Source organism: Propionivibrio pelophilus DSM 12018 (genome assembly GCF_059569095.1).
The window spans coordinates 1-10235 of the sequence record NZ_JCANUT010000081.1; the positions used below are offsets into that span (position 1 = coordinate 1).

The window sequence follows — 10235 nt, forward strand, 5'->3', positions numbered from 1 at the left end:
TGTCGATGATCGTGCGGCGAATCGCTTCTTCCTGCGCTTCACTCAGGCATCGCCCGTCGCCTCGCGCTCGGCCCCGTGCAGTCGGTCGAATGGCTGACCACCCGCCCTCAACAAACCGGTCAATCGTGGCGCGTACCGCCGGGTAGCTCAAGCCCGTCATCGCGACAATCTGCATGATCTTGATTGCCTTCTGGTGCAATCGAATCACTTGCTTGCGCCGCTCATGAAGTTGTTCCAGCGTTTGCTTTCTGGCGTTCTCTTTTTCCATCATCATCAGACACGAAAAATCCGGATAAGTTCATACTTCATCGGGCCGGATCAATAGGTAAATTTCAACGCGCATCGCTGGGTACTTTTAATCGCGCGCCGACAGTCCAGCGACATCGCCTCATCGGAAACGGCCCCGGACAGCAGAAAACGCTCAAGTTCCTCCATCTCCTCGTCGAGGAGAGGTGCAATCATGTTCATCGAATTGGTCATGCTGTTGCTTTCGTGACGAGCAGGTGTCGTATATCTTCTGTGCAATGGTATCAGGGAGGCTACTTCGAAAACGTGGCTAAGGCGGCGGTGCGCAGGAACCGGTTGGAGATCCTGTGCTTCACCAAGAGCCGGAACGAACGCAGCACTCGAACCGTTTCTCCACAGCGTATTTTTCCAGTGTTTTGTCCGCGCGATGCGATGCGATGCGTGCGCGCGTTGCGTGTCGTGCTACCGCTCATTGCAGCACCTCCTGCGGCACCGCGAACAGTATTTGCGCCATGTGCGTGAGATTACTCGCTGTCATCATGGCTAGTTTTAACCGCTGAGCGACCTGTGGGATTTCGTTGCAGATTACTGCGAAATTTGCGGGGTAATGCTACCAATTTTCTGACATGCACCGGGAAGAATTGTCGATGAGGCGATTCCCCCCCAAAAAATGCCGTTTTAGTCACTGGCGGCAATCTCAGGTTCTCGGCGAAGCTCTAATGCATGGAAAAATTTACTGAACTCAATCTCGACGACAACTCGCACGGAGCTACTTCAAGCGAACTCAAAGTGCCCCTTGTGTGGCTAGAACACGCCCGTGCCCTGTGCTTTCAGGAAAGCGTTGACCTAAATTTTCAGCTGGGTCCCCTCCACGCAATCAATTGGGCGGCGTCTCTGGACTTTCTTCCCCACCTCCTGGAATTGACGTGTCATGTCACCGGCATTAGCCAGGCGAATTTTGCCGTGTCGCCGGCCTTCCGCTATGAAGACGGGAGGCGTGTGGCCAAGCCGGGAGTTGGCATCTTTCCTCGCCACGATGCAGCTATTCCAGACGAGGTTCTCCTTGAAATAACTGCAGCACTAACCGTTTTCTTTCACCGTGTTCTTGAGGGACAGGAAATATCTGGCCAGGAGCAGTTGTTCCCGCTCGAAATTTCCGAAAAGACGAACGAAGTTGTAGGTGTACTGGCCGACAAGTTTCTAGCTGGCGTAAGTGGAAAGAAAGTTGGCGAACCTCACTTGCTAAGGACAAAGAACTGCGAAATGCTTGTTGCCGGCGCATATCGTCCAACGAAAGATTTGCCATTGCCCGAGCCCGTTCGGTGGACAGCGGTCGGAGAAATCGACGGTTTGCGAGGAATGACACGAACCGTTTTTATTTGCACGGAAAGTCGAAAAACACTGGCGATTCTTTTTGATGAAGAATCCTTTAAAAAACCCCTGCGCGACCGACTCTTTGATGGGTCGATGTATGAGCTCATTATTGAAACGGAATGGATTTCGCCAGGCAAAAAGATCGACCGTCTTGTATCTATCGATTCTTGCGACGGAGCAGCTCTCGATTCGCCGCCGCTTCTTTCGCAGCTATAGAATCATGCTTATGGCGTAGGGTAACTGCCGGATTAAGGCTCGTTTGATCTTTGCGGTAGAGAGTGGTCTGATTAACACTTTCCGTTTGATGGGGGGGTCTCGGGTGTGACTGTGTCGTCAGCACAACTGATCGACAAAAGGGCTACGATTAACTCGAAACGATTACGGATCGTGGAGTCGTCACTGTCTTTGAGACACAACGAGCAGCGTGTCGCGACGCGCAAGATTTTTTCATCGTCATCGAATGCAGCATCGATCTGCTGCCCTCCCACTCTTCGACCCTGCTTCTTCGGGTCACCCGGCTCGAAACCAAAGTCAGTTGCAATACCTTTTAGGCGATCACTATCTCCTGTCATCAGGAGGGCATACTGATCTCCCCGGATGTTCCAGAGATCGAGCACGCATGAAAGCGCGAGAAAGTGCTCGCGTCTCCAAGCCAGAAGTTGCCGGCTACTTCCAACTATGCGCTGCGCGCACGTTATGTGGACAGCAGGTGATTTGAGCTCAATCAGCTTCTGATCCACTTTCTCCACCAGGCTGAGCATCCGATTCCAGCCGTGGTTCCTGATCCGCTTCAGCCACTCGATGCTGGTACAAGGAACTCCGCTGTCGTCTTGCTCCTGCCGTGCGATCTTGCTATTGATTTCCTTGACCGCGGCTATCAAACACTTCAGTTTCTTTGTATCCCAACCCATCCAGTCTGCAATCTCCTCCTCAGTCTTGCCGCGGGAAATCAGGCGAAGGGACTTGATCACTGTTTCTGCGCGACCGTAGATCTGCGAAGAATCGACAGGTGATGACTCAGGCTTGTTGAGAGGGAGAACCGGAAACCGTGTCAGATCGACAGCATGTTCATACTGACGGGGAGATTCTTCAGGCAGCGCTATGTATTGCTCCGCAAGATCGGAAATAAAGTGGTAGTAGCTTTGGAATGCCGTGCGAGGACCTGCATGGCCAAGATGGCGCGCGCTTGCCCATGGAGCCCTTCGTGTTGGCCCCGTTCGGCCAAGAAGCAGTTCCTGGGTGCGTTGCGTTTCGCTCTTTCCCGCCGTGCTTGCGCTGTTCCACGCAGGCAGATCGATTCCGGCAAGGGCGCGCATGACCTCATTTGCGGCAGTGTGTCTGAGCCGATGCAGATTGCTGTCTGGATTGCCGGTGGCCGATTTGAGCGCGTCAAGCGCAAGTCGCCGGAGCTGTTGTTGCAGTTTCCTGTTTGCCGACGGGAACAGCAGTGCGTTGCGATCATCTCCGGCGCGGGCTTCCGCTGTGGCAGTTGCCCAATCGATCAGAGCGGTCTCTGATGGCGTAAGCGACATCAGCGACGGCACTACACGCCGCGACGATTTTCGTTTCAGTCGTCGATAGCGGTTGTTCTGTACGACCACGGCCATGTAGTCGCCGACCGAAATCCAGTCTGATCTGAGCAACCCAAGGACTTCGCCGCCCCGAAGTCCAAACCGGTAGGCCCCCAGAAGAAGGAGTGCTGCGTATCGAGATTTCTCTTTATCGGTGGCCCGCCGTGCCAGAAAATTGAACGCACGCAGATAGTCGCTCTCGACAACGATCCCGGGGTCGACGGGAACAGCGCCGTCGTGGCAGGGTAGTTCCGCCCACACAGGATTCTCGACCTCAACCTGCTCGGCTAGCCAGCGGTGGAATTCTTTCAAGCGTGCGAAAACGTATTGCGGGTTACGAAGCTCGCGACCTTCGAGCACTTCCGTATAGAACTCGGTTATTTCGTCTTCGTCAGCGAGTTCGAGATCAATGACGTAACCGATTTCCGCAAACGCAGGGGATAGGGCGCCGAAGTATCGCTTGATGGCATTCCTGGCCAGGAATCCGTCGTGGCCGGATTTCCGTTCCATCAGACTCGCAACCCATGCGCCAAGAAAAAGGCAGGCGCGCGGCGCTGTGCCATCCGCTGCCGCGAGGGTTCGCCGTATTGCCGCCTTGATGTTCCGGCGTGAATTCGGAGTCAGCGACGAGGTGGTCTGATCCGGGTCAAGGTGCTTTCCAATTTCCGAGAAGAGGTTTCGTGCTTCCTTTTGCAGCAATTCGATGTCCCGCACTTCCGGCATTCGGGAAGGGAGATCGTCATCAGGGGATTCTGGCGTCAGATCGATGTCGGCCGAATCAACGGCAATCCTCCGGTTCCAGCGCAGCCGTGACCAATCTCGCCATTCGAGCGAGGCCGATTCGACCCGTCCGCCAAGGTATCCTGCAACGACGCCCGGCAAGGTCTGGATGTTGGCCTGATCAGTGACGCACGTCAGCGATGCAATAAACTGCGTCACCTTGGCGTTCTCTCTAAGTCGGCCAGCACTGACGAGGTGGGTGGCGATGCCGACGAGCGGTGTCGGAATGGGTAATTCGCTGAATGATCGTTGCTGCGAACGATCCAGTGCCATGTTGATTAGACGCGCGGCCGCGTTGGAAATGCGATGTCTGTGAACCGGCGCAGCAGGGTCGTTCGTGGACAGATTGATTCCGTGCTCCAGATAGAAGCCAGGCCGTGCGCGGATCAGGCGGATGTTCTGTCCTGCCAGAACATCGCGAAGAAGCGTACCGTCCGCAATCCGGCTCTGAACGACGAGGAGCGCTGCCGCGATGATGGCTGCGTCCATTTTCCCCAATCGCAATTTCGTCAGTTCCGGAATGAGTTTTCCGATTTGCGACTGGAGTGCTTTCAAGACGTTTGTCGCACCCGGTCCATCAGCTGTGAAAGGGCTGCTTTCCTCTTCCAACTGCCGATAGCGGTGACTGAATCGAACCTTCATCCCGGCTTTGCGAGTCAGTTCGGTTGCCGCATTGATTAGCACCGAAAATCGCAGGGCTCCCAGTGGGTGCGGCAGTCCTGTCTCGTTTGTCAGGAGCGCTCGCGCCAGCGTGTAGAGTTCTGCCTTGGTGAGTTCGTCGAGCGCTCTGCCTTTCTGATGGGATTTGAGAATGCCTTTCGCACTTGAAATTGCAGCTCGAATTCTTTCTCGGCGCGCGCGAGCACGTGCCTTGGCTCCGAAATCGGGATTCGTTCCTCCGGATTCCCATGTGACATCCAGTGCTTCAGCCGGCCATGGCCACGCTTCCATTTCAGTGAAGCCGAGTACATCCAGGCACGATTCAAGCGGAGCCCGGAGTGAGGTCATGTCCTCCTTCCAGATACGGAAGGAATGGTCGCCATGTGTCGAGGCGCCGGACTCAGCGTGCCCAAGCAGGGCATCGATCAACTCCGGATCTACACCGTCTTGCCGCAGCCGCGTTGCCAATCGGTGACGAAACAGATTCAGGGGCAATGGACAGACAAAGAGATCGAGTTCCCGCAGATGCTTTTCGGACGCATGACGCCAACTGATCTTTCCCGACCCCGTGGCAAGAAGAAAGAAGAAAGGAAGTCGATCTGACTCCCGGCCTTGAGCCAGGTCGGTCATCGCTGCGGACAGTTCCGGGGCGCTCGCCTTGAGAGCATCGGCGACACACGATAGGTGCTTCAGGTAGGAGTGCTGGATCTCTGCCATCAGTGACATGGGCAAGGCGACCAATCTGCCAGTGCGCGCCTTGCGGGAATTCTTGTCGTCGATGAAAACCGTGCCGTCTTCAAACCCGAAATGATGCGGGCTACAGAAGGGATCGCGAAGCGGGCGAGCCCCGGTAGCCGCATAGATCTTGATCAGAAGCGCCGCAGTGACCGCATTGTGGAAGTCGATGAGCGAGCCTGACTGCCGAACTTCTTTAACACGGGCGTTGAGTTTCTCAATGGCGCCCGCAAGCATGTGTTCCAGAACTGCCAACTGGCTGCCCAGCGCATTCAGAGGTTCGCCATCAGGCTCTGTAAAATTGTCCGCGAATCCTAACAATTCTAAAAAGCTGGCAAGCGACGCATCTACTTCGGGATGTCCCCAGCTTGGGTAAGCGGTGGCTCCAGGCAGACCCGTTCTTGGATGGGAGGAAAGGAGTCTGGCAAAGACACCGTCGCCCCTCTGCACGTAGGCGTGCTGTGTCAGCGCATTCCCAAGCATGGCAGGCGACAAACGGGGTAGCGTCCTCTGCACAGCCTTCAGGAACGCCGATTCCGGCGAAGCACCCCAGTTAGAACTCCACAAGTCACCAAGCGACGGGGGGTCATTGACGCCTGCATCCAGGCCGAGCAGGAAGTTCGCCACGTATTCCGGCAAGGGAAGGGCGCAGACCTCTGCCATGGGTGCGATCCATGGCAAACTGTCTTGGTCGTCCGGTGCCCATCCGGGAATTCGTCTGGGCGGTGTTCTGAGAAGCCGTTTTCCGCTCCGGTCGAGCACCCATTCCTGTCCAGGAACTGAACCCAGACAGATGTCCAATGCGCGTCTCAGACTGCGACCGGTCATCAACGCGATCGAAGAAAAAGTGGCGACTGCTCTTTCTTCCTGTTTTGGCGAGGCAAGGCTGTTCTGTAGCCATGTAGCAAGCAAGGGAAGTTCGATCGGGTTTGGGCGATTCCACGACCAGGGCAGGAAATGCAGATCCTCCGCTGCGGAAAGAAGAACGCTGTTGGCCTGGAGTTGCTGGTGGACGTATGACGCTCTCTCGTCGACGCGGATGCTTTGAAGATCAGAGGAGTCTCCGATCCCTGGAATCAGGATCACCGGACTTGGATCCTCTCGGTCGGGACTTACGAGATCTTCCTGTTTGTCCTCGAAGAGATCCCAAATGTCTTTTCCAGGGCGCGGCTTCGGTTCGCTGATCTGGACTGGGAAAACCCCCTCGCCATTTTTTGGGGCGTGTTCATGCCGCGCGACGAGAATCAGCGCTTCCAGGAGGCTCCGTTGCGTGTGAGTAAGCGCTTCTTCAGCAGACTGGGTGTCCAGCATCTGCTGTGCTCTTGAGGCAAGATGAACTCCGATGCTTTCAAAGCCGAATGAATCTGTTCGTAGCTTCCCGAACAGATCTACCCATCCTTTGTGGCCGTCGTGAGCGAGCCGCAGTTTGGAGCATGCTAGTTCAAGAAGCTGGTCCTGTGGGTTCCCAAGGTTGGTTCGCTCAACACAATGGACGAACAGCCAAAGACGTAACCGCTCAAACCAGTTCCGATGTTCGTCGCTCTCGACGACTGGCAGACGGGCAAGGAGAAGTGCCAGCAAATAGAAGGTGGCGATGTGCTCGGTAATGTGAGCAGTGGCGGGAACAACGTCGGTTAGAGAGCGGTATCCCGCGAGGCGGGGGTCTTGAGCCGAACGTGCAATGGATAATCGGTAAAGAGTCTGCGCGTACTCGCTCTCAAGACGCCATTTTTCGAGAACCTGTTTCGCGACGTTTGAATCGAGGGCGGCGAATACTCGCCCAAGTGCATGAGGATGGCAGGTCAGTCCGGTGCAATTGACGACTTGAAGAAAGTCGTCGACGACGGAGTGGTCTTGTGCCCAGCTCAGCATGTCTCCCCAAGCCTTGGGGAGAGCAGACGTCACAATTGGAACCCGGTCAGATGAAAGCGAATCGGCATTCTGAACCGAGGTCGTTTGGCTTTCCTTGGTTTTGGTGGTATCGTCAAACAAGAGTCTGTTTATGCGTAATGTAAAGAAATGCAAGTATTTACATCATTTTGCACCAAAAGACTCATATTTGAAACGTAAGATACGTTTATATATGGATTATCCTCCGAAGGGTCTCGGGCGCGCCAATCAGATACGACGCTGGGCACTTCGTAAGGAGTGCCCAGTTTCATTTCTAGCTCACGTACCATGCAGCAATCTTTTCACACCGTACTCGTCAGCCGGGCAGAGATGATGCGCTATTACGACCCGGTGCGCATCGAGTCGTACTGTCAGGCGTGCGAGAAGTACGGAATGTTCTGGTCCTGCCCGCCCTTTGCCGAGCCTCCGCTGGCGCAACGCGGGGCGTGGAGCCACGCCGTGCTGGTGACGTTCAAGATGCCGGTGGATCCGGGGATCACGAAAGAGGGCCTGGTTGAGCTTTTTCTCTCCGGACGCCAGATTCTTTGCGAGATGCTACGCGAAAAAGAAAGCGGTGAAGCCGTTGCCCTGGTGGCCGGTCACTGCGACGGTTGCTCGGCGTGCACGCGTTCCCGTGGCATCGCCTGTTGCGTTCCGTCGCGGTTGCGTTATTCGCTCGAGGCGCTCGGTTTCGATGTGACGGGGCTGGCCGAAGGGCTGGCGGGGCAACGAGTGCCTTGGCCGGAAAACGGCAGGCCCGACCACTTGCTGCTGGTCGGGGCGCTGTTGTGTCCGAACCCGGGGGTTGCCAGGCGCCTCGTGTTTTAGCGGGGGTTATCCATGCTTCGGCGCATGGACTTCTGCGTAACGGATCCCGATTAATGTTTGCATGCGCCTGCGCATGTCCAGATAATAGCCCTTCGCGCGAAAGCAGCGCTTTGCAACGACTGGGAGAATCAGAATGGATTTGTGGGGTTGTCCGGCCGTGGTGACAGGAGCCGCCTCGGGGTTGGGGGCGGAAACGGCGCGTCACCTGGTGGAAGCGGGAGCCAAGGTCAGCCTTATCGACATCGACGCGGACGGTGTCCAGAAAATCGCCGACGAGATCGGGGCGTTTGCCATTCCTTGCGACGTCACCGATGCCGAAGCGTCGGAGCGGGCGATTGCCCTGGCCCGGGAGAAGCACGGAGCGACCCGCGTTCTGGTGCATTGCGTCGGCCGCGGTCATTTCGAGCCGATCGTCGGCGACAACGGGCCGATGCGCCTCGGAGATTTCCGCAAGCTGGTCGATACCAACCTGATTTCCACCTACAACATGCTGCGGCTGGCGGCGGCCGAAATGGCGGCCCTGTCGCCGACGGCGAACGGGGAACGTGGCGTCATCCTGTTGACCGCGTCCGTCTCGGCGTACGAGGGCCAGATCGGCGAGGCGGCGTATGCGGCATCGAAAGGCGGCGTGGTGAGCATGATTCTCCCCGCCGCGCGCGAACTGGGGCCGCAGGGCATCCGCGTCGTCGGCATTGCGCCGGGGCTGTTCGGTACCCAGACGCTGTTCGACATCGAGAAGAATCTCGATTCCCGGCTGGCCCGCCAGATCCCGTTCCCGCACCGCTTCGGCGATCCTGCCGAGTTCGCCATGCTGGCGATTCACGTGATGCACAATGTCATGATCAACGGCTGCGTGATGCGTCTCGACGGCGGTTATCACCGCTGAACGAGTGAGCGGCAGGGCGAAAGGAGGTCTGCGCCTTGAAGAAAAAGCTAAACATAAACCTTATCTCGCACGCTTCGGGCGAACTGGTCGAAATGCTGGCGCGCAATGCGGTGACGCAACTGGAAGGCGTCGAGGTGAAGCGACGGTTGTGGAAGATGATCCGCCGCCTCGACCAAGTACCGCAGCTCCTGACGGAGCTTGAAACCTCGCCCGGATTCGTCATTCACAGCATCAGTCACGGCGACGTGCGCGAGGCGTTGGAAGAGGGGTGCCGTCAGTTGCACATTCCCTTCCAGTTTGCGCTGGAACCTCTGATTGGCCGGCTGGCGCACTTCTCCGATGCGCCGGTCAAGTACTACACCAGTTCCGGTGATGCGTTCGACGAGGACTATTACCGGCGTATCGAAGCGATGAAGTACACGCTGGCGCATGACGACGGTATCGGCGGCAATGATCTCGAAACGGCTGATGTTGTTGTCGTCGGCGTTTCGCGTTCGACCAAGACGCCCACGTGCATGTATCTCGCATCGCGCGGCGTCAAGGCGGCCAACGTGCCGCTGGTTCCGGGCGCGCAGCCGCCGGCTGGCCTGTTGCGGTTGAAAGGGCCGCTGGTCGTCGGCCTGACGATCAACCCGGCGCGGCTCGCCCTGATTCGCACGGCGCGCCTGAAAAGCCTCAACGACGAGGAAAATACGACCTACGCCGATCAGGATCTCCTGCGCAAGGAAATCATCGAGGCCAAGCGTCTATTTGTCCGTTGCGGCTGGCCGATCATCGACGTCAGCAATCGTTCGATCGAGCAGACGGCGGCGATGATCATCGACATGCTGCGCAAGTCCGCGAGCGACACCGCCCAAGCCGAGCAGGCGTCGGGCAGCTGACGTTCTCCTGAAGTGTTGCGTGCGCCGGCCGGAAGGGCGACCAGATAATCCGGCATCGGCATAGGGGGCAGCCCTTATAGGCTGCGCCCCTGCCACACCACCCGGCATGCGGGTCCGCACCGGGCGGTTCGAGAAGTTGAGGTCATGAGAGACGAGGAACTCCGAGTCGATCAAAGTAGGCAATAGTCAGTACCGTTTTCAGTAGCCGATCGGCATTTCGCCAGTAGCTACGTGCATTTCCAGCCACCCTGCACGCCACAACTTCCGGCGCACCGAGGGCTTTTAATTCCCGATACATTGTCGTGCCGCGCTTCCAGTGCTTGAGTTGTATTGCCCGCAACCGATGTCGCATCCATTCGTCCAGCGTTCGCCAGACTTTCGGCG

Annotated in this window: 7 protein-coding genes and 1 pseudogene; 4 read left to right on the forward strand and 4 right to left on the reverse strand. The window is 57.1% G+C overall.

Features of this window, described 5'->3' with window-relative positions:
- A partial coding sequence (locus BO74_RS19635) for a helix-turn-helix domain-containing protein (protein WP_496444875.1) occupies window positions 1-268 on the reverse strand: 268 nt, incomplete at its 3' end.
- Between the two features lie 50 nt (window positions 269-318).
- Window positions 319-480, reverse strand: a complete 162-nt coding sequence (locus BO74_RS19640; RefSeq protein WP_496444863.1) for a hypothetical protein — start codon at window positions 478-480, stop codon at window positions 319-321.
- Window positions 481-969: 489 nt separating this feature from the next.
- Between BO74_RS19640 and BO74_RS19645 the strand changes: the two genes are divergently transcribed.
- Window positions 970-1836: a hypothetical protein gene (locus BO74_RS19645; protein ID WP_496444865.1), complete on the forward strand. Its 867-nt coding sequence runs from the start codon at window positions 970-972 to the stop codon at window positions 1834-1836.
- A gap of 71 nt (window positions 1837-1907) precedes the next feature.
- Here BO74_RS19645 and BO74_RS19650 read toward each other — a convergent pair whose 3' ends face one another.
- Window positions 1908-7358, reverse strand: a complete 5451-nt coding sequence (locus BO74_RS19650) for a tyrosine-type recombinase/integrase (RefSeq protein WP_496444867.1) — start codon at window positions 7356-7358, stop codon at window positions 1908-1910.
- A gap of 186 nt (window positions 7359-7544) precedes the next feature.
- On the opposite strand from BO74_RS19650, the gene BO74_RS19655 reads away from it, so the two are divergent.
- From BO74_RS19655 to BO74_RS19665, 3 genes are all read left to right on the forward strand, one after another.
- Window positions 7545-8084 carry a DUF2284 domain-containing protein gene (locus tag BO74_RS19655; RefSeq protein WP_496444869.1) on the forward strand — a complete coding sequence of 180 codons (540 nt, stop codon included), beginning with the start codon at window positions 7545-7547 and terminating at the stop codon, window positions 8082-8084.
- A 133-nt stretch (window positions 8085-8217) separates the two neighbouring features.
- Window positions 8218-8970, forward strand: a complete 753-nt coding sequence (locus BO74_RS19660; RefSeq protein ID WP_496444871.1) for an SDR family NAD(P)-dependent oxidoreductase — start codon at window positions 8218-8220, stop codon at window positions 8968-8970.
- A gap of 35 nt (window positions 8971-9005) precedes the next feature.
- Window positions 9006-9851, forward strand: coding sequence for a pyruvate, water dikinase regulatory protein (locus BO74_RS19665; RefSeq protein ID WP_496444873.1), 846 nt, complete (start codon window positions 9006-9008; stop codon window positions 9849-9851).
- 142 nt (window positions 9852-9993) lie between these two features.
- Here the strand turns inward: BO74_RS19665 and BO74_RS19670 are convergent.
- A pseudogene (locus BO74_RS19670) lies at window positions 9994-10235 on the reverse strand (group II intron maturase-specific domain-containing protein); the annotation flags it as partial.